Annotated in this window: 20 protein-coding genes and 2 pseudogenes; 9 read left to right on the top strand and 13 right to left on the bottom strand. The window is 41.8% G+C overall.

Annotation, left to right across the window (positions count from 1 at the left end; all coding sequences use genetic code 11):
* Positions 1-60: 60 nt before the first annotated feature.
* Together F5I99_RS05015 and F5I99_RS05010 are read right to left on the bottom strand one after the other, a co-directional pair.
* The gene (locus F5I99_RS05015) at positions 61-1,227 is read right to left on the bottom strand and encodes a metallophosphoesterase (RefSeq protein WP_151053937.1); all 1,167 of its coding nucleotides are present in this window, start codon (positions 1,225-1,227) and stop codon (positions 61-63) included.
* A gap of 656 nt (positions 1,228-1,883) precedes the next feature.
* Positions 1,884-2,348, bottom strand: a complete 465-nt coding sequence (locus tag F5I99_RS05010) for a YgjP-like metallopeptidase domain-containing protein (RefSeq protein ID WP_151053936.1) — start codon at positions 2,346-2,348, stop codon at positions 1,884-1,886.
* A gap of 104 nt (positions 2,349-2,452) precedes the next feature.
* Here F5I99_RS05010 and F5I99_RS05005 point away from each other — a divergent pair, with 104 nt between their 5' ends.
* Positions 2,453-3,433 (top strand): IS5 family transposase, encoded by a 981-nt coding sequence (locus tag F5I99_RS05005; RefSeq protein ID WP_151053406.1) that lies wholly within the window; start codon positions 2,453-2,455, stop codon positions 3,431-3,433.
* 242 nt (positions 3,434-3,675) lie between these two features.
* Here the strand turns inward: F5I99_RS05005 and F5I99_RS05000 are convergent, their stop codons facing one another.
* Positions 3,676-6,300 (bottom strand): DEAD/DEAH box helicase, encoded by a 2,625-nt coding sequence (locus tag F5I99_RS05000; RefSeq protein WP_151053935.1) that lies wholly within the window; start codon positions 6,298-6,300, stop codon positions 3,676-3,678.
* 83 nt (positions 6,301-6,383) lie between these two features.
* On the opposite strand from F5I99_RS05000, the gene F5I99_RS04995 reads away from it, so the two are divergent.
* From F5I99_RS04995 to F5I99_RS04985, 4 genes are all read left to right on the top strand, one after another.
* On the top strand, positions 6,384-6,974 hold the full coding sequence (locus F5I99_RS04995; protein ID WP_151053934.1) for a class I SAM-dependent methyltransferase: 591 nt from the start codon (positions 6,384-6,386) through the stop codon (positions 6,972-6,974).
* A gap of 41 nt (positions 6,975-7,015) precedes the next feature.
* Entirely contained in the window at positions 7,016-8,014 is a 999-nt protein-coding gene (locus tag F5I99_RS04990) for a nuclease-related domain-containing protein (RefSeq protein ID WP_151053933.1), read from the top strand.
* A 278-nt stretch (positions 8,015-8,292) separates the two neighbouring features.
* Entirely contained in the window at positions 8,293-8,460 is a 168-nt protein-coding gene (locus F5I99_RS19420) for a hypothetical protein (protein WP_191905952.1), read from the top strand.
* A gap of 96 nt (positions 8,461-8,556) precedes the next feature.
* Complete coding sequence (locus F5I99_RS04985) at positions 8,557-9,525, top strand: IS30 family transposase (protein WP_151053932.1); 969 nt, start codon at positions 8,557-8,559, stop codon at positions 9,523-9,525.
* A 133-nt stretch (positions 9,526-9,658) separates the two neighbouring features.
* Here the strand turns inward: F5I99_RS04985 and F5I99_RS04980 are convergent, their stop codons facing one another.
* From F5I99_RS04980 to F5I99_RS04970, 3 genes are all read right to left on the bottom strand, one after another.
* Positions 9,659-10,084, bottom strand: coding sequence for a hypothetical protein (locus F5I99_RS04980; RefSeq protein ID WP_151053931.1), 426 nt, complete (start codon positions 10,082-10,084; stop codon positions 9,659-9,661).
* On the bottom strand, positions 10,081-10,428 hold the full coding sequence (locus F5I99_RS04975) for a hypothetical protein (RefSeq protein WP_151053930.1): 348 nt from the start codon (positions 10,426-10,428) through the stop codon (positions 10,081-10,083). The genes F5I99_RS04980 and F5I99_RS04975 overlap by 4 nt, the downstream gene beginning before the upstream one ends.
* A 260-nt stretch (positions 10,429-10,688) precedes the next feature.
* The gene (locus F5I99_RS04970; protein ID WP_151053929.1) at positions 10,689-11,612 is read right to left on the bottom strand and encodes a helix-turn-helix transcriptional regulator; all 924 of its coding nucleotides are present in this window, start codon (positions 11,610-11,612) and stop codon (positions 10,689-10,691) included.
* Positions 11,613-11,760: 148 nt separating this feature from the next.
* Between F5I99_RS04970 and F5I99_RS04965 the strand changes: the two genes are divergently transcribed.
* Genes F5I99_RS04965 through F5I99_RS04955 form a run of 3 tightly spaced genes read left to right on the top strand, consistent with a single transcriptional unit; the run spans position 11,761 to position 15,492 of the window.
* A complete protein-coding gene (locus F5I99_RS04965) occupies positions 11,761-12,858 on the top strand; it encodes a hypothetical protein (RefSeq protein ID WP_151053928.1) in 1,098 nt (365 codons plus the stop codon).
* Positions 12,851-14,017, top strand: coding sequence for a hypothetical protein (locus F5I99_RS04960; protein WP_151053927.1), 1,167 nt, complete (start codon positions 12,851-12,853; stop codon positions 14,015-14,017). The genes F5I99_RS04965 and F5I99_RS04960 overlap by 8 nt, the downstream gene beginning before the upstream one ends.
* Complete coding sequence (locus tag F5I99_RS04955) at positions 14,002-15,492, top strand: Hsp70 family protein (RefSeq protein ID WP_151053926.1); 1,491 nt, start codon at positions 14,002-14,004, stop codon at positions 15,490-15,492. Before F5I99_RS04960 ends, F5I99_RS04955 begins: the two co-directional genes overlap by 16 nt.
* On the opposite strand, the pseudogene F5I99_RS04950 reads toward F5I99_RS04955, so the two are convergent.
* The 5 genes and pseudogenes from F5I99_RS04950 to F5I99_RS04930 all read right to left on the bottom strand — a co-directional run.
* Positions 15,489-15,911, bottom strand: a pseudogene (locus F5I99_RS04950) (IS30 family transposase); the annotation flags it as partial. The gene F5I99_RS04955 and the pseudogene F5I99_RS04950 sit on opposite strands and share 4 nt — an antisense overlap.
* Positions 15,912-15,937: 26 nt before the next feature.
* Positions 15,938-17,590 carry an IS66 family transposase gene (tnpC, locus tag F5I99_RS04945; protein WP_151053925.1) on the bottom strand — a complete coding sequence of 551 codons (1,653 nt, stop codon included), beginning with the start codon at positions 17,588-17,590 and terminating at the stop codon, positions 15,938-15,940.
* 44 nt (positions 17,591-17,634) lie between these two features.
* Positions 17,635-18,003 carry an IS66 family insertion sequence element accessory protein TnpB gene (tnpB, locus tag F5I99_RS04940; RefSeq protein ID WP_151053924.1) on the bottom strand — a complete coding sequence of 123 codons (369 nt, stop codon included), beginning with the start codon at positions 18,001-18,003 and terminating at the stop codon, positions 17,635-17,637.
* Entirely contained in the window at positions 18,003-18,311 is a 309-nt protein-coding gene (gene tnpA, locus F5I99_RS04935; protein ID WP_151053923.1) for an IS66 family insertion sequence element accessory protein TnpA, read from the bottom strand. The genes tnpB and tnpA overlap by 1 nt, the downstream gene beginning before the upstream one ends.
* A gap of 83 nt (positions 18,312-18,394) precedes the next feature.
* Positions 18,395-18,952, bottom strand: a pseudogene (locus F5I99_RS04930) (IS30 family transposase); the annotation flags it as partial.
* A gap of 883 nt (positions 18,953-19,835) precedes the next feature.
* Between F5I99_RS04930 and F5I99_RS04925 the strand changes: the two are divergent.
* Positions 19,836-21,443, top strand: coding sequence for an MBL fold metallo-hydrolase (locus F5I99_RS04925; RefSeq protein ID WP_151053922.1), 1,608 nt, complete (start codon positions 19,836-19,838; stop codon positions 21,441-21,443).
* A 31-nt stretch (positions 21,444-21,474) separates the two neighbouring features.
* Here F5I99_RS04925 and F5I99_RS04920 read toward each other — a convergent pair whose 3' ends face one another.
* Positions 21,475-22,764, bottom strand: a complete 1,290-nt coding sequence (locus F5I99_RS04920; protein ID WP_151053921.1) for a hypothetical protein — start codon at positions 22,762-22,764, stop codon at positions 21,475-21,477.
* A 156-nt stretch (positions 22,765-22,920) separates the two neighbouring features.
* Positions 22,921-25,008: a BREX system Lon protease-like protein BrxL gene (brxL, locus tag F5I99_RS04915; RefSeq protein WP_151053920.1), complete on the bottom strand. Its 2,088-nt coding sequence runs from the start codon at positions 25,006-25,008 to the stop codon at positions 22,921-22,923.
* Positions 25,009-25,011: the final 3 nt, after the last annotated feature.

Below are 25,011 nucleotides of genomic sequence, written 5' to 3'. Positions count from 1 at the left end.
ACTCAAAGATACAAACGCTAAAAACACCACAAATTGATGACTCATTTTGCGTGAGCGAACTCAATGGATGAGTTCGCCTAATTTGATAAGGACCTTTGCTACGTGACGCGACTCCACAAGATCATCAAAGGAATCTATTAACGCTTGTTCAACAGCGTCATACAGTGCAGTTTGGTCATCAAGCGAAGCTCTAACCTGTGCAGCAAGATACTCATACTCATCTGTGCAATCATTTTCGACACAACAGGTATTCATTGGGTCTGCCAAATAAAAGGCTTCAGACAACTGCTCAAGACTGAAATGATCATGAGGCCGCACACTGACCGTCACAAAATTTTCAGGCTTAAGGTCACCGTCATCGAACTGATAGGCAGCGAGAGCACCTTTATCGGCAACGGACCAATCAACACAGACGACGTGTTTGGAGACAATCGTCGGATACGGGGAAGCCTTCAACCAATAATGTCCAATAAAAAGTGGTTTCTGATTATCATAACCCGGCATTTCATCGGATGAGATAGTGCAATCTGGGAGGCTGTCTGTATTAGGCACTCCGAGGGCAATTCTTCGGTAAGTGCTGTTCTGATCCAACCACCACTGCGTACGAATGCTATCCCGAACATGCCCATCCTTATCGGTAAAGCTATAGTTTTCAGGAAGTTTGAGCTCCCATCCTTTCATTAACACTTCGATGGCATGGTATAACGGGTGATCAGGATCATTGGCATGAACCCAAGCACTTGGCAGAAGCCTAAAGTGTTCGTCGGTGTAGGTCTTGAGCCCATGAATTGAATCTGAATGCCAGCAAGCATGCACCACACGAAATTCAGGTAAATCTAACAGCAACGGTAACGATGTAAACCAGTGAATAGTGTCTTTATACCAGTCTTGATGATTCTCCATCTCGTTCAGAAACTGTTGGTGCTGCTTTTTGTTTTTGGGTGTGTGTGCTCTAAGTGGCTTTTCGTTTGCATCATAGGTTGCATAAGAAATCGCGTTAAATTCGTGATTACCCTGAATGACGATGGCAGAGCGGTACTCTTGCATGGATCGCATGATATCGACCGTTCTTTTTTGCTGTGGACCTCGATCGATTAAATCGCCAACAGAGATCAAGACGCGTGTTGGATGTTGCCAAACTGTGTTAATCCGCTGGTAACCCATTTTAGCTAGCAACAATTCAAGCTCATCTGCATAGCCATGTATATCACCCAGTATGTCGTACATACCTAACCTCACAAGTAACGACCATATTTTTTCCAATCGGGTTTAAAAACAACTAGCTCAATGTCGTGGTTAGTTGCACATACCGCTCAGCCAGAGAGCCGGCACCCTTTGCACCACCCTATAAGTTTGCTAATCTGATAATTCACTAAGGTCTCTTCTAACAGATCATAATCGGCAAATGTTCTTGATCCGATAACGGCAACGCTTTTCATGGTTTATCCTCAATGATGTCCTCAATTGAGTCCATGATATCTACTGGTACGACATTTACTGTTGCTTAAAACAAATATACATCCATAGCTTGATCATTTCATTTGGTTGTATAGTTGAATAGTGCTACCAAGCATGCCGGAATCGAAGTTTTTTCCTTCAAAAAACCATTCAGATATTTCTGCTATCAGAGCTTCTTCAAAGCAACATCCTCTTGAAAGCCGGGCTTCAATAGACTTAGCGATATGATCATACTCATCAAAGGATTTATTTTCCCTGCAACAAGTGTTCAATGGGTCATTTGGCCCGCTGGTGGTGGAGGAAGATAACTTAGACCAATGCCGCGTTGAATATAGCTTGCTCTGAATGTGGTGATGCCAAAACTGAGGTGATAGAGGTCAGAGTAAAATCTTCATTCCTTAGACTACAGCTCAAAATGGGTTTGATTAATATGTTGACCTTACCCATAAATCACCAAAACGATCTCGGTGACACAGGTACAAGCGAAGATCAAACTCAAGTTGATGATACTCAGGCTCCATATAACAACAGAGCTTGTAAAACGCTTTGTCATGCTCTTTTTCACGCTGGTGTGCGAGCTCATGGACCAGAATCATCCGTAAAAATGGCTCCGGCACTTTACGAAATAACGAAGAAACACGAATCTCGTTTTTCGACTTCAACTTAGCGCCCTGCACCCGAGATACATAGGTATGAAGGCCTAACGCATTATTAATGATATGAATTTTATCATCATAAACCACCTTGCTGATCGGTGTTGAGCTGCGCATATACCTATTCTTGATGCCTTGGGCATAGTCGTACAAAGCCCTATCTGACACCAAATCATGCACTTGCGGATATTTTTTCTGTAACCAAACGCCAGATTTGTTGTTATCTAACAATGCCATCGCCTGCTGCTGAACCTGCAGGCTGTAACCACTAAGGAACCTGCGATCAAGTCCCTGATGTGAGATAATCTGAGCCAATAGCCATCAACAAAGACATTCATTCCATGAGCCATCAACTCACCTTTGCCGATAGTGAATTTTCCAGTAAACGCCGCCAGACTCGTAAAGAGATTTTCCTGTCTCGGATGGATGCTTTATTGCCTTGGCCACAGCTGTTAGATGTCATCGAGCCGCACTATCCCAAAGCTGGCAATGGACGCCGTCCCTATCCACTTGAAAGCATGCTGCGTATTCATTGCATGCAGCAGTGGTACAGTCTCAGTGATGAGGCCATGGAAGATGCACTCTATGAGATTGCGTCCATGCGGTTGTTTGCTCATTTATCACTGGATGGGGCTATTCCTGATCGGACCACCATCATGAACTTTCGGCATTTACTGGAAAAACACAAACTGGCCCGCAAGATACTCAAAGCCGTGAATCGCTGGTTATCTGACTGCGGTGTCATGATGCGGCAAGGCACACTGGTTGATGCCACGATCATCGAAGCGCCGAGCTCCACCAAGAATAAAAGCAATCAGCGCGACCCGGATATGCACCAGACAAAGAAGGGCAACGACTGGCACTTCGGCATGAAGGCTCATATAGGCGTAGACGCCAAGAGTGGTTTAACCCACTCGTTGGTAACAACCCCTGCGAACGAACACGACCTGAATCAACTCAATAACCTGCTGCATGGTGAAGAGGAATTTGTGTCGGGTGATGCAGGTTATCAAGGTGCTGAGAAACGGGAAGAGCTTAAAGAGACAGGCGTGGAGTGGCTGATAGCTCAACGTCCTGGCAAAGTCAGAGCATTGAAAAAACATCCGCGTAAAAACAAAGTCGCCATCAAAATTGAATACCTAAAAGCCAGTATCCGTGCCAAAGTGGAGCATCCGTTCCGCATCATCAAATGTCAGTTTGGATTTGTGAAAGCCAAGTACAAAGGATTACAGAAAAATGACAATCAACTGGCGATGCTATTTGCATTGGCTAACATCGTTCGAGTAGACCAAATGTTGCGCTGGCAGCCTAAATCCGCCTAAATTCAGGATTGGCACGGGAAAACGATAAAGTTTAGCCATCAATGGCTTTATATCGGCCAATAACGGCAAAAATCTGCTTAAAAAGCACTCGATTGAGAATGAGTGCCGTCAGCAGAGTAAAAGCTCCGGCTTAATCGCTGGTTCCCTAAGATAATTGAGTATTTTTGACTGGCTCATAAAGCTATGTATCACAATCCTAAAAAGAAGACTCAGGGCAGAATAAAAACTCATCTACCTGGTACTTATATCTGCTCATAATACCGCTCCAACTCGACCCGATAATGCTCTTTCAACACCTTAACCTCTTCACCATGACCAATCTTGCTCCACAGCACAGTTGAGAAGGCAATGTGATTAAGATCTTTGCAGTGATACATAAAGCGTTTGCGCTCAAATTTCTCGAAAGGGTTTTGTAGTAAGCTGGTTTTTATCAGGGTTGAATTGGCCAGAAAGTCTTTGTCTTGATATGGGCACTTAGGTCTATCGACGGGCAACCCTTGCTCCAGTCTGTCCCGGTAGAAGCCTGTATACTTTTCAACCAACGTATCCAAATGACACTCACCGTTGTGATCCATCACTTCCAAAAATGACAACATCATCACGATTTTATAGGAAAAGGTGTAATTCCCTTCCCTAACGAACTCCCAAAAATCTTCATAGATCGTTGTTTCATCGTGTTTTTTAAGATCTAACACTGCTCGTATCTGCTCAACTTGATCAGCAGCATAGTAATTTAAGACTCGGCGTCCGAGAGGAATGCTGACTGCCGGAGTAATTCTACCCTTCTTTACCCAACTGTTCACAGTTCCGGTAGAGACAAACAACTCACGTGCTAACTGTTCATCGCTGATATGATCGGGATATTCACTTTCAAAGGTAAAGATATTAATTTTTTCCAACAACCGTTCCTGTTCATATAGACCCGCAAGTATCACCTCTTCTGATGTTAGCGCTGGCTTGTCCGTGTCTAGAACCGACTCCCAGGGTCTGTATTCAGGTACTCCAAGTAATGCATGAATCGACCAAGGCATTTTGTTCACACCCGAACTGGCACCGTAGTTATCCACTACATCAATTACATACAAGGCTTCTTTGCCTGCACACTTTCGAGTGCCACGTCCAAGCTGCTGGGTGTAAAGCACCTTTGACATCGTTGGTCTTGCCATCACAATTACGGAAGTGTGCGGTGAGTCCCAGCCCTCATTCAATAATGAACAAGTGGTCAGGAATTGAATTTTTCCGTCTTGGTAGTCTTGAATATAGGCGGTTGATTTATTGTCTTTACCACTGACGGCCACAGCTGAAATTTTATGCAGCTTCATCAGCTTTGCGAGGCTTTCAGCATGCTTCACCGAAACACAAAAGATAATGCCCTGCTTGCGATTAAGCTCAGTATCGACAAAGTATTTTAGTAAGGTATCCACCACCAACTGATCGCGTGATGGCACAATGACATGCTTTTGTAGATCGGTTGAGAGGTAGTCTTTACCATTAAATCGAATGTCACTGAAGTCCAGATTACTGTGCAAACGAAAAGCTTTAATGGGCGACAATAAACCTTCTTTAATCGCATCGACCAGGCTTAAGTCAGTATCATAACTGCCAAAAATATCTTCAAGTTTTCGAGCATCCAAGCGTTTATCCGTTGCCGTTAAACCGATCAACGTTTTCGGGCAGAAGTGCTGAATCACTTTCTTAACCGTCGGCGCGGTTGCATGGTGTGCCTCATCGACCGCAAGGTAGTCAAACAGGTGTGATGGCAATGCATGAAAATGACGACTCAGCATTGAATAGGTCTGAACGACAATATCGCAATCTACTCTTTCCCCCACACTCAAACCCTGAATAGCATGATCACAGAGCCGAAGGGTAAACTTCTGAATATGATCCAGCTTTAACTGTTTAGAAGACACCATCACCAAGCACTTTTTAGCCAAACCCGCTTTATACTGTTCAGCAAAATCAGCGATCAACACTTCAGTTTTACCGGTACCTGTTGGCAAGACCACTAAGAACGCATTGTTGCCTGATCCTCTCGCCTGCTTCAGCGCATCGATCTGATTCACTTGATGCGTTAGCAACGCAAAGTTACGGGAAACCGATACCTTTTGCGCTAGCTGGAAATACTCGGCCGGACCGAAAAAGCGCTTCAGTTCTTCATGAAAATTATCAACAAAACGCATCCCCTCCATCGACCACCGAAACACTTTCGCGCCATAGGCAACCAATGAATTCTGTTTAACCAATTGACGTTGGTACTGCGCTTTACCGGTAATAATAGGGTGGTGATAGGTTTCACCGTTTTTCTCAATGGCGATATCACCCCCATCTTGACGGTGCAGGTAATAATCCACCCAGCGCGTTTGACCTTTGATATCGATCATTGGCAATTCACGCGACACACGGTCTAGCGCTTCACGACCATAGCAATCGATAAAGGCTTGTTCAAAAAAAGACTCAGGTAACGTTGGATCAATCTCAGATAAAGTTCGGTTACCGCCACTGCGAATTTCATCTTCGCTGAAATCACGTTCGAGATAACGCTGCAGCAGACGCCACTGTTCTTCTAATTCGCGCTCATCATCAACACTAATTCGATAGACCTGGGCATACTGATGCATCAGGCTGTTTTGCTCTTTGGTGTACTCAGTGTAAGAATAGGGATGCTCACGATGGCAGATGAGATGATCGATGATTAACGCAATGTCAGACTCACACTGATAGAACAACACACCTCTTAATAGACAGTATTGAAACTCAAACCCGTGGCTCTCAAGTCTTTGAGTCAGTGTTTCTAATAATTGAGGCTGAAATTCGGGGTAATTTTCGACAGTCTGTTTCAAAGCGATCCATCCGTGTGTGGTCATGTCCGTTCACCCATCGGATCTGGGAATAGGTGTTAACGAAGTTACTGTAAACTCAATCCATTTCAGAACAAAAGAACTTAACGATGACGCTAGATTTTTACAACCAAAACGCTCAACAGTTTTTTAACGATACCATTCAGGTAGATATGAGTGAACTCTATCAGCCATTTATCACGCAAGTAAAACCGAATGGATGCATCTTAGACGCCGGATGTGGTTCAGGTCGCGATGCTAAAGCGTTTATGGAGTTAGGCTTTCGGGTTGAAGCCATGGACGCCTCAATAGAAATGGTCAAACTTGCCTCATCCTACACCGGATTGAACGTTAAACATCAAACCCTAGAGTCCGTCACTGACATTGAAGTGTATGACGGCATATGGGCCTGTGCTTCCCTCCTCCACCTGTCTGAAAAACAACTGCCGTTGGTAATCAGACAGTTTGAAGCAGCGTTGAGACCTGACGGTGTTTGGTATATGTCGTTTAAATATGGGGATGGCGAACGGGAAAAAGCTGGACGTGTTTTTACGGATATGAATGAGGCACGCTTTGCGGCTTTAATGGCGCAACGCCCTAATCTGACAGTGCTTAAGCAATGGATTACAGAGGACAAACGGCCAGATAGGGATGAGCAGTGGTTGAATGTTGTGGTTGGAAAATCGGTCGTTAAAGCTTAGACTACTGATATAACTGCATTATTTCATATCATGGAGCGGTAATGACGATTCTGAAGCAAAAGGATTTTTTAGACACTAAAGATCCACGTTTGGCAGCCGGTGATAAACAAGAAAAGGATGTGGCTTTTTACCTACGACGCGCATTTAAGGATGATGAAAACATACTGGTTTTGAATGACTTTCGCTTCACCTTCAACGACGAAGTTGCGCAAATTGATCACCTCATCGTACATCGCGCAGGTTTTATTATCATTGAGTCTAAAAGCATCTATGGTGAAGTGAAAGTTAACACACGTGGTGAATGGTCACGGAGTTACAAAGGACAATGGTCAGGTATGCCATCGCCTATCATCCAAGCAGGATTACAAAAGGACTTATTACGCCAGCTACTCATCGATAACGTTGAATTATTTTTAGGCAAACTACTCGGCATTCAAACACAAGTCAGGTATCGAGAGTGGGCTGTCTTATGTACTGTATCGAATAATTGCATTTTACATAGAGAAGAAATGCCAAGCGATATAAGCAAGCAAGTTATCAAAAGCGAGAGCATTTCGGACGAAGTCAAAAAAATTGGCGGGTACTCAAAACTAGGCTCAGCCTTCTCAACTAAACCCTACTTCAGTCAAAATGAGCTAAACAATATCGGGCAATTTTTGCTTGATACATGTCAATCAAAACCAAATATCGAAGAATTAAAAATCGAAGAACCAAAAATATCTTTCGATGATAAAACTAACACCATTAGCCAACCAGTTGAAATTGTCAGCCCATCAAACACTCAAAAAAGTGACGAGGTGCTGGGCACATCAGTGATCGGTATCGCATGCAAAAACTGTGACGAGACAGAAAACCTAACCGCTAAATATGGCAAGTTTGGTTACTATGTTCAATGTGGTAGTTGTGACACCAATACATCGATGAAAACAGCATGTCCTGAATGTGGTAACACTAAAACTCGCATTAAAAAACAAGCAGATGAGTACTGGTTAAGTTGTGACTGTTCAATGAATAGATTGCTGTTTGTGCAGGCGAAATAAAAAACTGCAATTGAAATGATGTAGAGGGCGTTCAGAATTCTGTGTGACTTTAGGCTATCGGAGGCGTTCCTCCCAAACAACTATTGCAAGCGGCTTAACTTTCTACGAATAACTGCTGCTTAAAATGGGGGGATTGCAATCTGAACTTCTTGAACGTAACCATACTCTTCATGATGCTCTTGAACAAAGCCAGAACTGATTATTGAAGGAACAGTCTTAAGCAGCTACGAAATCTTTGGAGTAGCTTCAGTATTTACTGACACAGGTAATCTAATCTTATGAACAATAGCAATAAAAAAAAGGCTAAAAAACAGAATAATGATAACAAATTAATTTCTGCACAAATCTCTGAAAAAAGAAAAGAATTTTACAGAGCGTGGCATAGAGATGTAGAAGAAAAGGCACAAGCATTGGGCATTAGTAAAGAAGAACCTGAATTCAGATAATAACCGCAACACTCATGTGATGGGCCAGGTCGGAGAGAGGCCAGCTACCGAAATGTGGTAGCCTTATTTTTCGACCAAAAAAAATGAGATCTACACATGAGTTATCGGCAGCTGACCGAGGGACAACGATACCAGATTTCTTTGCTGCTCTCACAGGATTTTTCGCAGCGAGAGATTGCAAGAAAGCTAAACATTGCACCTTCGACCGTCAATCGAGAGTTGCGACGTAACAAAAATGAAGCAGGTCACTATGACCCCGATAGAGCTCAACAGCGCTCATTATTTCGCCGTTTAAAGCCAAAAGCTAAGCGAATATGTGAGAACACAAGGAATGCCGTTGAGTTCATGCTCGAACTTGACTGGAGTCCTGAGCAGATATCGGCTATTTGCACCAGGATTGGTTACACCGTCAGTCACGAGTGGATCTATAACTATGTACTGGCTGATTTTAATGAGGGTGGCACCTTGTTCACCCACCTGAGACATCGGTTGAAACGTTATAAAAAGCGGCTTCACAAGCAGCGGGGCCGTATCCTGGGTAGGCGCTCAATACACGATAGGCCTGGGATTATTGATGATCGAGGCCGCTATGGAGACTGGGAAATAGACACGGTCATTGGCAAACAAGGAACGGGGGCTATCGTAACTATTTTAGAGCGAAAAAGCCGCTTTTATTTAGTTAGGAAAGTGACTAGTAAACGTGCCGATGCGGTGGCTGAAGCAACGATAGATATGCTACAGCCTTTCAAAGCTTTGGTTCACAGCATTACCGCCGACAACGGCTTAGAATTCGCTGACCATGAACGCATTGCTCGTGAACTGGAAACTGATGTTTACTTTGCAGACCCCTATGCGTCTTATCAGCGTGGCGCAAACGAAAATGCAAATGGGCTCTTGCGTCAATACATACCCAAGGGCACGGATTTGCGGACAGTAACCCAAGCCTTGATTGCAAAGGCTCAAGTAAGGCTGAACCTGCGTCCCAGGAAAATACTGGGTTTCATTCAACCAGACGTAATTTTTAAAGAGCAATTGCGACAGAATATAAGCGGGTGTTGCAGTTAATAGTTGAATTCAGGGAATACATTAAAAGGTTCAAGCCAAGAAAGAACAATAGGGGGGATTTGTGGCTTGGTGGTAAAGGTTTAAATTAACTAGCAAATTTAGAACATTAGTAATCTCAAGAAACTTGCATTTTTCATCTATATCTCTTCAAAGCTTCTAATAATTGAAGTCTAAAGTCCATATTACAAATTGGGCCAGCTGGTCCACCAACATGAAAAGAAAAATATTTACATATGTTTGCTGAAGATTCAAAATATGGATATATTGAACTTTCAAACATCTCTTTCATTTCTATCTCATAGTCAATCATAGCCTGATTTGGCTTTTCATATGGATAATTATCAACCATTGATATCTCGTCAACAAGAGCCATTATTATTTCATCTGAATGCCGTATCACTTCATTTGTGCATGAGACAATAGCACCATTAGAAATTCCACCTTGATCTTCAATACATTTATTATAATACTCTATTGAAGCTTTGTTATCTTCTGCGTATACAGAATATATAGATGAAATCAACAAAAAAAATACAGAAATAGACTTAATCAAATTCATTCAGAATCACTCCTATCTAAATCAATAAAATAATTTCTTATTTCTTGAATTTCGTTTCTAATTGGTCTGAAATTCCAATCGTTCAGTTTTTCTATTTCCTTACTAATTTTCTCTAAATCTGAGACAATAAATTCTAAGCCATAATAATCTGATTTTTTCAATTTATATTCTAAACATCGCTCAACAAGATTAAGGAAAGCTTCAGATTTTTCTAAGAACTGAATATCAGAACTATTAAAAAGGTGCTTTTGAGATTTATATCTATCCTTAATGCCATTTATTTTTTTATCGAGCTCAAAAACAAATGAGTAAGAAACAATACCATGAAGTATGAGATATTTCATGGATGTAAACTCTTCGTTTATTCGCGGAAACATAAGATACGCTCCTACTTTAAAATTAGTTTATATTGCATCCAAAAACTCTTGTTTTAAGAACTTTTTTCCACCAACATTCCCTTTCAATGAACACCTTATCTTCAGTAGTTGATATGAATATATCTAATATTGAGAATTCCAAATTCTTCATAATATGATCGAAGATTCTCTAGATAACCATCAAGAAGCTTAAGTTCAGCTATGAACCTGGGCAGTTGTTTATTCATTTATGTATCCATCTTGCTTTTTTTAGGGCTGGTTACCAAATTTAGCGATGGCAACTCTTCTTTCTCTTCTGATTCAAATAGCAGATTTTCAAGTTGGACCTTACATTTTTTAGCAATCATGACAGGAAAGCGCAACTTTTCACTCGCATCAACATCTGTAATACCCACTTGAAACCTTTGTAATACGTAATGCGCAAGTGCTTTTCTAACATGTACTTCTAGTTTACCATTCGACATGCAGAAATCTTGCTCAATCAACTTTTTTTGTTCAAGACTAAGATGCTGATTTGCAATAAGAATTAGTGTAAAAAATTCATTCCATAAATAGTCATTGCTAGAGCCAACATATTGAGCTTTGCTGAGTTTTGGTTCAAATATCCTTGATAGAATAAAGTCACGATACTCTTGTCGAGTATGACAAAAAGCACGAACGTGCCAGCGAAATCCTGTATAAATCAGCGTATGAGGACTGATAGACCTATTATGAGGTGTTGGGTTAGACATAGAAGCGTAGATAATCTCTAATGAAAATTTTGCTTTACACGCCTTAATGACCTCCCTTAACACCTCAGGCATTACTGAACAATCGGGTAATTGAATCGCTGTAATATGATCATTAGCCTCTAGAGTAATGGCTATTGGTTCTTTTGGTATTCCAGCAATCAGATTGAGATACTCACTCACATGCCCGTGAGAGATCACAGGATGAAAATTGGGCGACGGGACATAACCTTTAGCGGAAGGACTGTAGACTAAGGAGCCTGGGTTACGCTCTGATACATACCTTTTGATATCTAAAGATGCCTGTTGTCTGCTTACACCGAACCAGTCTACAAGCCTGTTTGTAATGATACGTCCTTCCCAAAGAGCTAATAGCTCTATAGCACGCATTCGGAGTAACACTTCGTGTTTTTCTGTAACCATTGTAATTCAACTAATGCTAGACATGGATCTAAATTAGTCTATATTTGAATATATGTAAAGTTGATATACTGTAAGGTAACTATACGTGACTTGTAATAACGATATCATTCAGATTTAAGTCACTATCATCAAGAGGATTGAAGATAAAGTGGGGTTTTTAGTCATTTATAAAGGGGATGCGGCTGGAAGCGTCAAAATTCCCGACTCAGACTTTGAGAATGTTACGCCACCACCGAGGGTATATATTTGCCCTCATTGTGACTTAACTTTTGAATCTTTGCAGTTACTTCAAGACCACAAAATTTTGGCTCATCCACTTAAACGCCCTTACCTTATGATACACGGTTCAGCTGTAGGCAGTGACACTATCTCTCTAAAACAACAACTTTATCGAAAAGACTTAGCGTTTGAGAATGCTGAGTGGGTATCTTTAGACGAAGTTGCATATGATGATCCAAGTGAAATGCTAGACGCTCTGGTTGCAAACCAATCGGGAAGGAGAGTTGTTAAGCTTTCGTATCAATCCTATCAGGTTGAAGTTAGTTTGATATTTGATTTAATATCCGATGAGGAATTAGATGCTGTTGAACGATGTTTTCAAGAAGTATTCAGTGGCCAGGAATTATCGAGCACTAAGCTTAGGCAATTTGACACAAAGCTACATGAAGTCAAATGTGCTAACGCTTATGCTGGCGGGCTGGGATGTTACGTTTCTGGGGTTATGGCAAAAGATCGAGTCAGAACGAGTGGTCTAAAATTTGAAGAGTTCAATATCAAGTTTGGTGAAGCATTGGATGCTCTTAGTCATATTGATACTGAGTTGTCGAAAAGCATTAAATTTGCAATCCTTTTTTCCAGGAATCAATTTAATCGATCAATGGATATATCTTTCCTTCCACAACTATCAGCTGTATCCAGGTTTATGATTACTGGTAGCTTTCATGAAATTGATATTGACTCAGGCTCTGAAGCAACGCTTTTACCAATCGATTCGATTACTGAATCTTTAGTGATGTTTTGCACTAAGGGTGAGTCCTATAGAAGATCTAGCGTAAAGTCATTAGAAAACATGATTAAGACATCAAGTATCAGTTTGGATGATCAACATAAGGTAAACTTTGCATTGATGTGCCACTATCTAGATGTTTCAGAAAATGACAAAGCAATGGAATACTTTCGAAAAGTAAAACATGCCTCAACCTTTAAAGAAGTAGCAGCAGAAAAAATAGGTTTATTTAATGACTGACAAAAGTGAAATTCCATCTATTGTTACTGATGATTCAGTTCCAAGAGAAATTAAGCCGGATGAAGAAAAAGGCGATTCGATAAAAACAGATGCTATTGCTATCAATTCTACCAGCGCTTCTGTATTGCCTCCAACAGAATTGTTCGATTACATTGCTAATCTTTATCAGGGTCAGAATTTTAACAAAGCTTACAAAAATGCTTTCAATAAAATTGATCTTGAATCTAGGCTAACACCCGATCAGCACGAACAACTGCTACAGCTTTCAAAAAATGGAGACAAAGACAATAAACTACTCATCTCCCTAGCCGAGTTTTTGCTTGAAGGACTAGGAGGGGTATCTTTGCGCGATACAGTCATGAAGCATATTGAATATGTAATTAGTGACGAAGGTGATTTAAGCAAAGTCCAAACGAAATATGTATTTCAAGCATGGATGGATAAATGCGATATTGCTAACCGTGTCAGCTTCATGATGGATCAGATAGATAATATTAATGACGGCATTGACAAAAATGGAAAACCAAAACCTCTGACGGATTCCCGTAAAAACATTATTAAGTGCATTGCCTCAATTTGGCTGTTTTATAGAGGATATGCTGACTTAAAACAGATTTTTAGAGAATTATCGAAGGAAACATTTGGGGTTGACACAGTTGCATCTGAATCAGTAGAGAGAAGAGCTCTTGGTTTCGCAGCTAAAATGGCCATATCAAATAGTCGTGATGGCTTTGCTTTTTTTATCAACTACTTCAGTCGACAACAGTCTATGCTAGCAAATGATCTGAGTCATTCTAGATCGCATGTAGAGACTTTGAGGTTGAAAGTTCAGGCTTTGACCGAAGAAATATCACAATTAAAGGTAGAAGCTGACACCACAAAGAACCAAGTTCAAGACTTATCAAGCAAAATCGTTAGCCTTGAGGATGAATTAACCTTATCAAAAGAGAAAGCTAGTCACCAAGGAATACACCAAAGAGATGAGCTGGACACTCTCAAAGGGAATATATCAAGCTTTCTAGAACAAGAGTTGGCTCCGCTGTTGCGAAGTGCTTTAGCTGCAAACTCAAGAACACCACCAAAGACTAGAGTAGTAGATATTAAATTGGACGATACATTGCAGCAAGTTGAAGGAAAAATACAATGGCTAAGACAATAGGAATAGATTTCGGTACCACTAACAGTTTAATCACTGTAATTTTAACCGAAAAGGCGAGGTATTTTTTAGACGGTAGTAACACCCCCTACCCTTCAATCATTACGTATGACAGTGGTGTTCCAGTTGTTGGTAAAGCTGCAAAATCTCGATTAGAGAATGCTGGGGTTAGCAACGTTGGTGATATAATTAGAGCACCAAAGAGGCTGCTTGGTAAGGGTTCTAAATACATTGAAGGTAAGGAATATCAGCCATCAGAAGTTGTGCGAGATGTAATACGCTACCTAAAAGAATCAGCCTTAAAGTCATCTGAACAGGATGTCGTTGATCATTGCGATTTTGAAAAAGCGATCGTTTCTATTCCTGTTGCAATGGATGGTCGTGCAAGAAGTGAACTTCGAGATGCATTCTTGCAGGCTGGAATTAACATTGTCCAGTTTGTTCATGAGCCTCTAGCTGCACTATATGCTCACTTCCGTGTCGATGGAAACATGACAAATGCTTTAGAAAAGTACCATGACAAACTTGTTCTTGTTTATGACTGGGGTGGTGGAACATTAGACTTAACTTTATGCCATATCTTGGATAATCGCATAACACAGATTGCTAACGAGGGTGATAACGAAGTTGGTGGTGATTATGTAGACGAGGCTATCGTAGATTATGTCTTAAATGCCGAACTCAAGGAACGTGGCTTAGAGACCACACCACCTGTTCAGGTTGGTGCAAGAGCAAGACTCTTAGACTTTTGTGAAAAAGCAAAAATACGACTTTCAACACGTAGCATTGAACATATTTACGTAGAAGACTTTTTTGCATTTGATGACGACACTGATCCTGATATTGAAATTGAACTTGCTAGAGAAGATCTCGATTTAATTAGTGAGCACCTCATAAACAGAGGCTTATCTAAAATAGATGAACTACTAAAAAAACTTGACATTGATCAGCGACGGATTAGCCTGTGTTTAGCAACTGGCGGTATGATTAATATGCCGCGGATAAAAGAGAGACTCATCGAAAAATTCAGTATTGATAGACTTAATTGTTCTGATAGGGGCGATAGAATCATATCTGAAGGATGCGCATGGATTGCTCACGATAACGCGAGACTTACTTTAGCTAAACCGATTGAAGTACGTGAGGCAAGAAATTCATATCTCAAGATTTTTCGCGCAGGTACCCCTTTACCTATTGTTGGACAGGGAACTCCTGATGAGTCAATAATACTTTATTGCGTTGACCCTAGAGATGGTAAAGCAAAAATTCAATTATGTCGTCCAGAAAATGCACAACAGATGGCTGCAATGGATTCCAGAGTTACCTATGACAATTTGGTCGTACCAGTTGACCCAGAATTGAAGCCATTTGTTGAACGTATTGAGTTGAAGCTTAATATAGATCATAACTTGATACTTTCTGCAAAAGCAAAGTCGGGAATCAGTCAAAAAATAACAGAGCCTGAATTCAACTATTAACTGCAACACCCGCTTATATTCTGTCGCAATTGCTCTTTAAAAATTACGTCTGGTTGAATGAAACCCAGTATTTTCCTGGGACGCAGGTTCAGCCTTACTTGAGCCTTTGCAATCAAGGCTTGGGTTACTGTCCGCAAATCCGTGCCCTTGGGTATGTATTGACGCAAGAGCCCATTTGCATTTTCGTTTGCGCCACGCTGATAAGACGCATAGGGGTCTGCAAAGTAAACATCAGTTTCCAGTTCACGAGCAATGCGTTCATGGTCAGCGAATTCTAAGCCGTTGTCGGCGGTAATGCTGTGAACCAAAGCTTTGAAAGGCTGTAGCATATCTATCGTTGCTTCAGCCACCGCATCGGCACGTTTACTAGTCACTTTCCTAACTAAATAAAAGCGGCTTTTTCGCTCTAAAATAGTGTAAGCGCCGCTAAATCCGCACCTTGACTCTAATCGTATTGCGCCACTTTTTTCGGAGTTTTATCCATCGATACATTCCATGGCAGCAGTTGCTCTAACGCTTCTACTGTCTCAGCTTCAGCGATATGTTCCAGGACATGCTGGATATAAGCAGCCGGTTCGAGCTGATTCGCCTTAGCCGTTTCTATCAATGAGTAACAGGTTGCACTGGCACGTGCCCCTTGAGGGGTATCGGCAAACAACCAGGCTTTTCGGCCTAAAGCGAAGGGACGGATGGCATTTTCAGCCAAGACATTACTGATCTGTAGATCGCCACGTTCGCAGTAACCCACAAGGGTTGGCCACTGGTTAAGCGTATACTCCATCGCCTTGCGAGTCAGGGAGTCTTTTAGCACGCGTGTGACGTTGGCTTCCAACCAGGCCTTAAGCTCATTCAGCTTTGCCAGGCTCAACTCCTGACGAATGCGGTAACGCTCAGCCACGCTCAGGTCTTTAATCTCTCGTTCGATGACATAGAGCTTGTTGATATAACTCAGTGCCATGTCAGCCTTAGAGAGCTTAGCCTGTTTGCCCTTACCTTTGGGCTTGGCGGCTTTTGATGCCTCGACGAACTTGCGGCGGGCATGATCCCAGCAACCAATGCGGGTGATGTTGTTTTCAGTACAGACACGGCCATAACCGGAATAGCCATCAGCCTGTAAGATGCCGCTAAAGTCATCCAATAGACGTACGGGTACACTGCCAGCACGGGAGGGATCGTATTCGAACAAGACCGAGGGATGGTCCGGTGGCCCTCCGCGTGTCACCCACATCCATTTATCCGATTGGGCTGTTTTACCGTCTTCTTTCAGCACTTGTATCCGCGTTTCATCCGCTTGTAAGTAGTCGCTGCTGTTTTGTACTTCGCGCATCAGATTGATCAGTGGTTTGAACACCTGTTCTAAGCGGATCACCCAATGAGCCATGTTGGTGCGGCTGATCTCGTGCCCATGACGCTTAAAGATGTTCTCTAACCGATACAAGGGTAAGCCATCCGCATATTTTGCAGTGATGATGTAGGCCAGCAATGACGTAGTAGCAATACACTTACCTAAGGGGTGTACTGGGCGTTGAGCGGCCACAATACGCTCTTCACCCTGCTCAATGAAGACGGCTTTTTCCTGCCAGATTTCACGTACCTTCAGTTGAGCTGGGATAAACTGTAGCTCTTCCTTTACCTTGGTAAAGAACACTTTGCTGGCACCGGCTTTCTCTGCATCGGTCAGTGTCAGTTCGATACGTTCACGCAGTAGATGTTCAGAGAAGCCCCGGTGACGCGCTTTACGTTTTTCACGCGGTGCATCGGCTTCTTCCATGTCGTCAGGTAATTGGTCACGCCGTGCATCGATCTCGGCTTCAAGCTCAGCCTCATCGAATAAGTGGTGTTGATGAGCCGACTTCTCGCTACTGGCAGCGAACTGCTGGATGCGTTTCCAGCGCAGGAGTTCTTCAAGCAGCTGAATATATTGATCGCGTTGCTTGACGGTTTGGTTACGCTGTTCGAGCACGTCATTGCGCTTCTGGATTTCAGTTTCTTTTTCAACCAACTGCTGCTGAAGCCCGGCAACCACAGACAGTAATTCGGTGGCCGAAAGGCCACTAAAATCAGGGGTTTTGACGGGGTTTTCAGGTGGTTTTTTCATGCGTAAAGTATAACAAAAACAGCTTGTTATGGCACGTAAAAAACCTATCCAACGGCCTCATAATGCAGAGTTTTATGGCCCTTCAGCAGGGTAATATCATAGCCATCTAACAGCCAGTTGATCTGCTCACCCGTCAGGGACATTAGCTCATCTGACGGGCTTGGCCATTTGAATTTCTCTTCAGCCAACGCTTTGTAATACAGGATAAAACCGTTATCTTCCCACATCAGGCACTTGATCTTATTACGCTGCCTGTTGGTGAACGCATAAAGTGCCCCATTAAAAGGGCTGTGTCCCAGCTCGTGTTCCACGAGCAGTGCCAGTCCATTGGCTTGTTTGCGAAAGTCGATCGGTACGCGATACAAATATATCTCAGGCAACGCATAGGAAGGACGCAAGTATCGACCTTTCATCACAACTGCCTCAAAATAGCACCTAGCAGATGGATGTTGTTGGCCTGCAGTCCGGTGATGCTAAAGCCACCTGGCAAGGTCAATACAAGCTCACTGGCGGTAATGGATTCCTTGACCTGAGTGACGCGTGTAAATCCTGTTGGCTGTATTGACTCACCGATCTGGTCATCTGTCAGCTTTTGCCGCCAATAGGAAAACTGATGATACGATACGGACTGCTGCCGACAAAAAGCGGCACCTGAAAGATCAGATTGCTGCCATTGTGTAATAATCTGCTGCCAGTTGTCTTGGCGTTTTTGGTTGGTCATTTTGAACTCCATACATTGAATTTGATGGAGTTAGTTTGAAGCGGTTACATTCTAAATTGTAGGTGCTGATTCTTTGGCGCTTACAAAATAGTTACGATAGCCCCCGTTCCTTGTTTGCCAATGACCGTGTCTATTTCCCAGTCTCCATAGCGGCCTCGATCATCAATAATCCCAGGCCTATCGTGTATTGAGCGCCTACCCAGGATACGGCCCCGCTGCTTGTGAAGCCGCTTTTTATAACGTTTCAACCGATGTCTCAGGTGGGTGAACAAGGTGCCACCCTCATTAAAATCAGCCAGTACATAGTTATAGATCCACTCGTGACTGACGGTGTAACCAATCCTGGTGCAAATAGCCGATATCTGCTCAGGACTCCAGTCAAGTTCGAGCATGAACTCAACGGCATTCCTTGTGTTCTCACATATTCGCTTAGCTTTTGGCTTTAAACGGCGAAATAATGAGCGCTGTTGAGCTCTATCGGGGTCATAGTGACCTGCTTCATTTTTGTTACGTCGCAACTCTCGATTGACGGTCGAAGGTGCAATGTTTAGCTTTCTTGCAATCTCTCGCTGCGAAAAATCCTGTGAGAGCAGCAAAGAAATCTGGTATCGTTGTCCCTCGGTCAGCTGCCGATAACTCATGTGTAGATCTCATTTTTTTTGGTCGAAAAATAAGGCTACCACATTTCGGTAGCTGGCCTCTCTCCGACCTGGCCCATCACATGAGTGTTGCGGTTATTATCTGAATTCAGGGAGTGTGAAGTCTATGATTTGGAGTTCGGGCTATCGCTGCCGGGAAAGTCACAAGGCGAGACAGTGTTTAGTGAATTAATCTGCTCGCCGCATATTTCTAAACAGTCAAAACATCATAGAGTAGTTTCTACATCAAATGTGTCATCTACTATGACAAAAAGTAAAGTTCCAGGTGAATTTTTGCGATCTTATGATTCTAGAGCATTTGATCCTGAATTTGGCGATGCAACCCGGCTACAACATCAAGAGAGTTTTTACTATATACCCTGTTCAACCTGTAAGAGGTACTGGAATCATCCAGATTGTAAGTGTAGCACCCTACATGTAATTGTGCCTGATGATTAAGCTTTGGCATCTGAGGTACGAAATCGAATATCCCCTTATGCATTGCTCCTACTTCAGCAAACAGGTCCTCTTCACTTAAACGAGAACGATTGGAAATCGCCTGGTAGCCATGTGTATCAACATGTAGCCTAACCAAAGAAATCGGGCTAGATATGGCGTGTAACGAAGATGACATGACTGACTCCCATCACTGCTTGATTAATTGGGAGTATAAGGAAGGTGTGCGTTATATTTTGTCGCAGAAACCGATTAGATGTTTTACATACCTATTTTCTTGAGAGGATTCTAGGCAGCCTGCCTAGAATCCTCTCAATTTATGGAATGGTGTTTCAAAATATGCAAAAACTTAGACTCTCAACCCCCCTACTAGACAGGGCCACATCACTGGAGAATCGATCAGGTAAATAAATTGATGAGGTGATGCTATATGAATATTGAATTTCTTGGTCCATTGGATAGGGTTACAGGGTCATGTACTTGGATGCATGATGCATCAAATGGTTGGAACTTTCTTGTCGACTGCGGCATTCAGCAAGGAGAAGGTAATCCCGATATATGGAATAATGGTACAGATTGGCCATTCGATCCTGCCGAGCTCAAATTTGTGCTACTAACACACGCACATATGGATCACTGTGGACTAATTCCGCTGTTATACCAAAAAGGCTTTAAAGGCAAAATTATCTGTACACATGAAACTGCAGAGATAGCCAAAATAATGCTAGCAGATGCCGTTAAGCTAGGTGCACCTTATGGTAATGAGGATATCAATAGCATTACTTGGTTCGAGCCCCGTGGAAAATCGCTCATTGGTGGTAATTTACATGCAGTCGATAAAGACCTATTTATCAACTTCTACCGAACAAGTCACATCATAGGGGCTGTCGCAATTGGTATTTACTGGGGTCCTGTTGGTACAGGAGAGCAAAAGAGTATTATTTTTTCAGGTGATATAGGAACTTCTCTAGAAAACGAAGAAAACTTACCAATAATTCGTCATATGATGCACCCTCGTGAGTTTGACTATGCAGTTATTGAGTCAACCTATGGAGGAAAAATAAGACCTATTGAAGAGCTATCACCTAATTTCCGTTGGCAGCAGCTAACTGATATCTGTAACCATATTGTTACCCAAAAAAGCACCACTCTATTGCCATCCTTCTCACTAGGGCGTATTCAAGACCTTCTGTTTGATCTCCATTGGGTGTTAAACAATGAACAAGCTAAATATTCTGATATTGAGTTAATACTAGACTCACCAACAGCTAATAAGCTTACACCTATTATTTTAGAGGCTATTGAGCGAACAGATTTTCTTGGTAAAAACCTAAAAAAGGTTAGGCCAATGTGGCTAGGAAAACAAATATTTCGTTGGTTTGAACTCGATGATACTGATCCATTTCAGGTAGACAGAGCTATCGATATTATTCGTATTTGCTTAGGAGAAACACCAAAATTTCCAGAGCTCGCCAAAAAATTCGGAAATTCAATTGCCAAGAATTGGAAATCAAGAGTAAAAGTAATAAAATCCCATCAAGAAAGAAATGCTATTGAATTAAATCGTCCTCGTATAATTGTTGCTAGCGCTGGAAGTTGTGATGGTGGTGCAGTTACTAACTGGATACCTAAAGTAGTACTCGATGAAAATAACATTTTAGGCTTAGTTGGATACGCGGCGCCTAACTCAATAGCATCTGAATTCAATTCTTTAAAAAATATTGAAAATTGCGAACGTAAACGCCACCGTGGGAAAATATATATAGAATATACAAACACTGAAATTCCTTATCGGGAAATCTTGTGTAACATATCTACGGTTACAGGTTACTCTGCTCATGCTGATCAAACAGGTCTACTTGGCTGGCTTTTTTGGACTTTTAAAGGAGAAAGCAAAATTACAGCTCCGATCATTTTTATTCAGCATGGTGATGACCATGAACGTTTAGCTCTTAAGAAAGCAATAACAAATACAGCTGGAAATCGGAATATTACTGTAAAAAGCCCTTCATTAACGAACAGTAAATTCACACTCTGAAATTTAAAAAACGAGGTAAGGCATTGAAGCCTTACCTCGTAAAATCTTCAACACCAGCATATTTATTTTCAAAATAAGAACGGTACTCTTTATAACGTAGAACAGATTCCTCCATAACCTTGTAGCTATCAACAGACCTAAAAACTTTTAGATCATCCAACAACTGCAAAAATAGTTTATCTAAAATAATTGACACAAAACCTATATCAGTAAGGAAGGTCGGATCACATGAAAAATCATCACTGAAGTTAATAATGAATTGGTAAAACTTTTTATGACTGGGGTAATTTGATTTTTTCCAATCCTTAAGTAAATCCTTTTGCTTTTCATCTCTAGTGTATCCATTAATAGTATCCTCTTCATTTTCCAGGGGGATAAATGAAGCTAACTTAGCCCTACTTATAGGTGAATTACTAACTAACGGCCCATCACTTCCTGCCAACCAATCAAGGTAAAGTGAAAAAGGGTTTTCAATATAAATATAATTTTCATTAAATCGTAATTTTCTAATAAAATTATATATAACCCCATCAACAAACCAATCAGGCCTTGCCTGAATCAACTCTGGAGATTTAATTCTTATTAAACGAATCAATCCTACTTCCAAGCAAGCAATCGCAGAATAATAAAAATCCAACTTCAAACTACAGACTAATAATGATTTAATATAAATTGAATATTGATATTCTTTATTTTCAGAAAGTACCCTTATGGCTTCAATTACTTCATCTTGAATAAGAGTTTCTTTAGTCAAAGTATCAAAATATAGACTACGTCTATCTTCATCACTTATTGACGCATTTGAAACACGCGTCAATAAATCAGCCTCTTTATTCATCCTTTCAGTAATAAACTGAATCAAAACAGAAAACTCACCCAATCCACGCTTAGAGTTTTTTATTCCATCAATCAACCCAAGCCATCCATCTGCAGCGCCACCATTAAAATCCTTAGGCAACCGGATCGATTTACTTTCTATATCACCAGGAATTTTTTCAAAAAAATAGCTAATAAACTTATGCTGCGTTTTTTTACTAAGTGATACCAATCCATTAAAAAATTTAGGTATTTTGAAAATAGTAGCTCGACTAAAGGGCATTTGCTCATTTTGTTTATGACTTGACAATATCAGAGATACTAATATGTTTGATTCATACCCTATAAACTCTAAAAAATCTTTCGCAGAAGGAAGCAAGGGTGTAATCTTTGACTCAGGCTTAATCGCCTTTCCCTCTAATGAATCAATATAGCTTATTACTTCTTTAGCATTGCTAAAATAAATATAGTCTCTTGGAGTAACATTATTGCTTTTGCCACACACTCTTATTTACCCCATTGACTTTTAAAATAGTTACTAAATATTATAATAATTTCAATACAGGCTTGCTTTTCTTGAAATATTTACACACAATAACCTAACCAAAAAATATAAAATTAGTCAACGCTCCATATACATGGTTTAAATATATTTAAATGATTATTTTGTATATATATCTACCTTAGTTTCTAAACATTTCCTCAGTGTCAGATCAGTAACACCTATACCAAACCAACTATCCGGTTTTTGGAAGAAGTCTAAACCGCGACCTATCTTAATTATCCAGCCGTTATCAATGCGGATTTCTCGGTCGTGCAGGTTTTCATTGATTTTCACTTCTAGCTCAACATCCAGCTCAATCAGGCTCTGCTTCAGCTCCTGCAGTCGTTCAGACAGTTCTTTGATATCTGTATCCTCATCATAGCTAGTGGTGAGGACTATTTTTCTGACGGTGGATACTTTCAACACGGCTTCGCAAAAGCGGACGAAGTTTTGAACCTGGTGTGTAGCTCGGATATAAGGGTCTTCTATCTCAACGACTTTTGCCGCGATCAGGTAGGGTCCTACGATGGATTCGTAGCTGTGTCCGGTGTCACCATAGTAAATAGTGAAGTGCTGCTCTTGGGGGGTATCCTGCAGCATTATAGGCCCAGCTTCTGTTGCGACAGGCTGAATGCTCTTTACTTTTGCCACCTCCATTTCAGGTGCCTGCTCATCCTGCGTATAAACGTCAGGTAGATCAGTCGCAGCTTCGGGGTTATGGATATTTTTCCGTAATGGTTCCTGAGTGGCATCAGCGTTTTTAGACTCCGGGCAGTAAACGACCACTTCACGACCGTTGGTATCGAAGTAGGATAGGTTAATACGCGCAAACTCGTCATCGGTTTTGCGCTTATTCATCTGTTCCTTAACTCGGCGACGGCATTCAACCGCATACGCCACGTACTCAGTAAACTCTTCATCACTGGGGGGGGCTGATGGATGCAGGATTTTAATCAGTGCAGAGACTGTTTTCTTGATACCCTTCTCGTCTCGACCTTCTACTGCAGAGCCCAGGCGAATCCGCTTGGAAACTTCTTCGTAGCGGTTGGTATGCTTCATCTGGTAGTGGAAGGCTTCCGCCAGGTAGTCGGTAATGAAGCCATAATTGTTGGTCAAGAACTCACTGCTATTCTTAGGCATTTCCCAACCAGGTAAGTAAAATGCAAAGCGATCCATCACAGCAAGATCAAACTCTTTAGGTAATGGCTGGAATAAGTCGTAGACCTCAGAGTTAACAATCTGTTGAACAGAAAGATCAAGGTTACCAACAAATGCCATTGAGGCATCAGCGATCACTTCGACACCACGAGAGAAGCGGCCATTGGCCATAAAGTCCTTCATGATTTGGATAGTGTCAGGATCTTTCACTTTGATCCCACCTACTTCATCAAATGCAACAGTATCCCAAAAACCGACCAGTCCTATTTTTTTACGCTGGTTGTTGTAGAACAGCGTGGCTTTTGTCGCCTGGCCACCACTGATCAGGGTGGAGTAAGGTGAGAACTCACTGAAGAAGTAAGACTTACCAGTACCTCGCGGTCCGAGCTCGATGAAGTTGAAATTGGGCTCTACAAGTGGCAGCAGTCGAGCGATGAAATGCATCTTCACCCGCTGCGTCAGTTTTATTGGCTCTAAGCCGACAGAGCGAAGCACCACATCCATCCAGTCATCACGGCTGAACTCATCACGTCCCTCGCAGTACTGATCATAGCTGAAACGACTTAGCTGAATTGGACGCAAATCTTCAATATAGAATGCGTAATCGTCGTCTTCGATTTCGTTGTAAGCAATAGTCACCTCGCACCAGAGGCCACCCTGTAACAAGCGGTCGTTGTCACGGTAGAACTTCTCGCTGATAGCTACTTTGCGGGAATCGAAGTTTTCCAGTGCAGCCCAGTGACGTCGGTCTTTTTCGACATAGTTCACATGCACTTTGTCGATAAAGCGATGCTTACCCTTGGTTGCCACCACCGATTGCGCTTTATTGGCTTCATTAGGGCGCACATAGTTGTCCTGCAGGGTTTCAAGCACAGCCTCCATACCCGCGGTAATTTCCGCCTCGTCATCACTGGCACAATATCTTGCCAGCAGGAACTCCAGTACAAAGGTAGGAACATTTGTCCCTTTTTTTATACGGTGAACTAAATCCTTGCGGACAACTTTACCGTCAAAAGCTTGGCTAATTCGTTGATCCAGAGCATCCATGAG

Source organism: Nitrincola iocasae, from assembly GCF_008727795.1.
Taxonomy (GTDB): Bacteria; Pseudomonadota; Gammaproteobacteria; order Pseudomonadales; family Balneatricaceae; genus Nitrincola; species Nitrincola iocasae.
The sequence above is the reverse complement of the archived record's forward strand: the minus strand, read 5'-3'. Positions and strand labels throughout refer to the sequence as shown.

Coding starts and splice junctions, on each gene's coding strand:
- F5I99_RS05015 (WP_151053937.1), bottom strand. CDS start 1,227: ATGTACGACATACTGGGTGATATACATGGCTATGCAGATGAGCTTGAA.
- F5I99_RS05010 (WP_151053936.1), bottom strand. CDS start 2,348: ATGGCATTGTTAGATAACAACAAATCTGGCGTTTGGTTACAGAAAAAA.
- F5I99_RS05005 (WP_151053406.1), top strand. CDS start 2,453: ATGAGCCATCAACTCACCTTTGCCGATAGTGAATTTTCCAGTAAACGC.
- F5I99_RS05000 (WP_151053935.1), bottom strand. CDS start 6,300: ATGACCACACACGGATGGATCGCTTTGAAACAGACTGTCGAAAATTAC.
- F5I99_RS04995 (WP_151053934.1), top strand. CDS start 6,384: ATGACGCTAGATTTTTACAACCAAAACGCTCAACAGTTTTTTAACGAT.
- F5I99_RS04990 (WP_151053933.1), top strand. CDS start 7,016: ATGACGATTCTGAAGCAAAAGGATTTTTTAGACACTAAAGATCCACGT.
- F5I99_RS19420 (WP_191905952.1), top strand. CDS start 8,293: ATGAACAATAGCAATAAAAAAAAGGCTAAAAAACAGAATAATGATAAC.
- F5I99_RS04985 (WP_151053932.1), top strand. CDS start 8,557: ATGAGTTATCGGCAGCTGACCGAGGGACAACGATACCAGATTTCTTTG.
- F5I99_RS04980 (WP_151053931.1), bottom strand. CDS start 10,084: ATGAATTTGATTAAGTCTATTTCTGTATTTTTTTTGTTGATTTCATCT.
- F5I99_RS04975 (WP_151053930.1), bottom strand. CDS start 10,428: ATGAAATATCTCATACTTCATGGTATTGTTTCTTACTCATTTGTTTTT.
- F5I99_RS04970 (WP_151053929.1), bottom strand. CDS start 11,612: ATGGTTACAGAAAAACACGAAGTGTTACTCCGAATGCGTGCTATAGAG.
- F5I99_RS04960 (WP_151053927.1), top strand. CDS start 12,851: ATGACTGACAAAAGTGAAATTCCATCTATTGTTACTGATGATTCAGTT.
- F5I99_RS04955 (WP_151053926.1), top strand. CDS start 14,002: ATGGCTAAGACAATAGGAATAGATTTCGGTACCACTAACAGTTTAATC.
- tnpC (WP_151053925.1), bottom strand. CDS start 17,590: ATGAAAAAACCACCTGAAAACCCCGTCAAAACCCCTGATTTTAGTGGC.
- tnpB (WP_151053924.1), bottom strand. CDS start 18,003: ATGAAAGGTCGATACTTGCGTCCTTCCTATGCGTTGCCTGAGATATAT.
- tnpA (WP_151053923.1), bottom strand. CDS start 18,311: ATGACCAACCAAAAACGCCAAGACAACTGGCAGCAGATTATTACACAA.
- F5I99_RS04925 (WP_151053922.1), top strand. CDS start 19,836: ATGAATATTGAATTTCTTGGTCCATTGGATAGGGTTACAGGGTCATGT.
- brxL (WP_151053920.1), bottom strand. CDS start 25,008: ATGGATGCTCTGGATCAACGAATTAGCCAAGCTTTTGACGGTAAAGTT.